The organism is Bradyrhizobium sp. LeoB3, assembly GCF_055456055.1.
This window is the reverse complement of sequence record NZ_JBVBEF010000254.1, coordinates 1-2,333: the sequence shown is the minus strand read 5'-3', so window position 1 is coordinate 2,333 and position 2,333 is coordinate 1. Positions and strand designations below refer to the sequence as shown.

The window sequence follows — 2,333 nt, the reverse complement described above, 5'->3', positions numbered from 1 at the left end:
TTTTGGGGCAGGTGTCCTAACTCGGACAGCACTCGGTGTCGTCAACGGGCTAGCTAGTGTGTTCGTTTATCGTGGCTCCGTAGCGGGCGCGCTGTTCATCCTTCTTCGCTAGTGATGCTGATCCGGTACAGCACGCGGTCGCCAGCTTCGACGTCGAGGCTCCAACTCTCCCCCGGCTGGAGCGATGTTTCGATGTCCCGGGTCAACAACATAGCTTCCTTCCAAGCAGCGCGATCGTCTCGAAGCTCCGTTCCGACTTCATCCCGAAACGGGAACTTTCCGTTGATGTGAAAGAAGAAACGGGGCATCGACCACAAATCACGACTTTCCGTCCGCAAACGCGACCTTCCGCAGACCGTTCCTAAGCGGCTTGGGCTAGGAACATTAAAGCGACCGGGTGAATTGAAATTGATGCGGGGCAATCGGCGCCCGGGAGCGAGCGCAGACCAGTGTACCGGTCATGGCTGAGCACGGAGATATTTGCCGCACGCGAGCCGAGCACTGCCGGTCGACAAGCCGCGAAGACGGTCTCTTCGATAGACAAGCAGCAACTGCTGCGGCTTTCCGAAGAATGGCAGAGGCTCGCACAGCGACCCTCATTCGGGGACGAGTTGGCTGCCGACGGCAGTCAGGCGATCGGCCCCGCTCTCAGGCATCCTACGGTTCACTGAGCGCCCGCAGTCAGATGAGAAGGAAAGAACCATGAAAACGATCTATTTCGCTTCGGTTTGTGGCGCCATCCTTTTGGCAGTCACCAGCTTCGCAAACGCACAAGGAACGGGCGTTACTGCAAACCGCGATCAGGGCGTCACGCCCAAGCAATGCTGGGATGTCAGCAGCAACATCATTCGCGAAAAGAACCCGAGCTCCGCTGGTACATCATCGTCGGAAAAGGCACCTGAAACGACTGTGGGCTCAACCATGCCCGGCCCCACCGGTTCTGGCGCTTCGGGCTCAACCGGCTCCACTGGAAATGCGTCGGCACGTCCGGCGGGAATGCCGGATTGCTGACACGCCAAAGAGCTTTGCTTCGTCTAGGCCGCGGTGGGCACCTTCCGTTCGTGGATGTAGGTCACTTTCTCCCCCTTTCGCGCAACCGGCCGGAGGTTGCCGGAGGGGCGCCTGGCTCGGGCTTTAATGCCAGAGGCGGGGATTCGACGCTTGGCCGACCTCATAGATCCTTCTGCTTCAGAAACTGCATACCGAGGCTGTGTGCACTTTTAGACCGAAGCCAGCACTGATTGGGCGTAGGCTGGCTTCATCGCCGTACCATCCCAAGGCTATTTAGCGGTGACTGAGAGTGTTGTGCTCCCGCCTGCATTAAGGATGGAGCGCGTCATGAAGAGACGCCGTTTCAAACAAGTTTTGTCCCTCCGTGATCGCTTGATCGAGCACGCTAAGCTGGCCCGCCAGCAAGCCAAAAAACTGCCGCCCGGCAAAGAGCGCGAAAACCTACTGCGAAGGGCGCGGCAAAGTGAGACAGCCTCCCACATCGATGAGTGGCTTAGTTCGCCCGGCCTGCGGGCGCCGCAATAGCCCATGCCGGAATACCGAGCCTATACCGTCGCGCTGGACGGCCATATCATCAGCTTAGAACCGATGGTCTGCGCTGATGACGAAGAAGCGATCGAAAGGGCTCGGCGGCTGGTCGAGGGCCATGGCATCGAGCTTTGGTGCGGGGCGCGCCTCGTGGCCCGGCTTCCCGGACGAACAAGCCGAAGATGAACAATTTTGCCCCCGCCGATTTATTTCTGGCGGAGGTGACCATGAGCCAGAGCACCGAGCCCCAAGAGTTAGAGCGCCAACTCGAACAGGCGAAGCGGCTGGCTTCCGGGATAACCGACCAAACGACCTATCAGCGGCTCAAGGCGTTCGTCGAGGATCTGAGGGAGAGCCTGCAACGGCGCCTAGCGGCGCGGCGGTCCAAGCAAGCAATCAGGGCTCGTGCCCACGAACTCTGGGAACAGCACGGGCGGCCTACGGGACGGGATCTAGAGTTCTGGTTACAGGCAGAGCGGGAACTTAGCGAGGATGAAAACGAGTGAGCACGTGTCCCGAAGTGGACGCATCTAGCTACTCGAGAGTTCTGGCCCCCGTTTCTTAGAGCGCGTGCTATTGTGTCGGCACACAGGAGGGAGACGCGATGTCGACGTCAAGGAAGCCACTAAAGCCCGATGATTTTCCAGTGCATGCCGAAGGCAAAACGATCAAGAAGCAGGACGGCACGCCGATCGCGACGACGGAAGATTCACCTGTCGCTGATGACGTGGCCGAGCGCCTCAATGAGGACGAAGCCCGCCGCGAAGAAGATAAGTGGGCCTGATCTTCCGTCG

Annotated in this window: 4 protein-coding genes; 3 read left to right on the top strand and 1 reads right to left on the bottom strand. The window is 59.4% G+C overall.

What is annotated here, in order from left to right; all coding sequences use genetic code 11:
• Positions 1 to 95 precede the first annotated feature (95 nt).
• The gene (locus ACZXDY_RS45565; protein ID WP_456646029.1) at positions 96 to 308 is read right to left on the bottom strand and encodes a DUF6894 family protein; all 213 of its coding nucleotides are present in this window, start codon (positions 306 to 308) and stop codon (positions 96 to 98) included.
• Between the two features lie 394 nt (positions 309 to 702).
• Between ACZXDY_RS45565 and ACZXDY_RS45560 the strand changes: the two genes are divergently transcribed.
• From ACZXDY_RS45560 to ACZXDY_RS45550, 3 genes are all read left to right on the top strand, one after another.
• On the top strand, positions 703 to 1,011 hold the full coding sequence (locus ACZXDY_RS45560) for a hypothetical protein (protein ID WP_464349969.1): 309 nt from the start codon (positions 703 to 705) through the stop codon (positions 1,009 to 1,011).
• 710 nt (positions 1,012 to 1,721) lie between these two features.
• Entirely contained in the window at positions 1,722 to 2,045 is a 324-nt protein-coding gene (locus tag ACZXDY_RS45555) for a DUF2934 domain-containing protein (RefSeq protein WP_464349968.1), read from the top strand.
• 98 nt (positions 2,046 to 2,143) lie between these two features.
• On the top strand, positions 2,144 to 2,323 hold the full coding sequence (locus ACZXDY_RS45550) for a hypothetical protein (protein WP_464349967.1): 180 nt from the start codon (positions 2,144 to 2,146) through the stop codon (positions 2,321 to 2,323).
• Positions 2,324 to 2,333: the final 10 nt, after the last annotated feature.